Origin of the sequence: Vibrio sp. SALL6 (genome assembly GCF_002002385.1) — a bacterium.
In the GTDB taxonomy this organism is placed as follows: Bacteria; Pseudomonadota; Gammaproteobacteria; order Enterobacterales; family Vibrionaceae; genus Vibrio; species Vibrio parahaemolyticus.
The window spans coordinates 1-283 of sequence record NZ_MQVK01000075.1 but is presented as its reverse complement, the minus strand read 5'-3'; the positions used below and the strand labels follow the sequence as shown (position 1 = coordinate 283).

The 283-nt window shown below is 44.2% G+C and carries 1 protein-coding gene; it reads left to right on the top strand.

Annotated elements, in window-relative coordinates; all coding sequences use genetic code 11:
- The coding region (locus BIW15_RS24000; protein WP_140297242.1) for a hypothetical protein at window positions 1-283 on the top strand (283 nt) is incomplete at both ends.

Sequence of the window (283 nt, the reverse complement as noted above, 5' to 3'; positions counted from 1 at the left end):
TGATACGGTAGTCGCAACCTTAACGGTTCGCGATACTGACACTTCTGAAGATCAATTAACCGTTTCTTTAGAAAACAACTCAAACGGTTACTTTGTGTTAGTTGGCGATGAAGTCAAGCTGACTCAAGCGGGCGTCGATGCAGTTAACAACGATGAGCTCAACCTTAAAGACCTAACTATCAGCGCGTCAGTGTCGGATGGTGTAAATCCAACAGCTAACGACAGTGACAGTTTGATTGTGAATCGTGTTAACGATGCACCGACTGTTGAAAATGCCATTGCA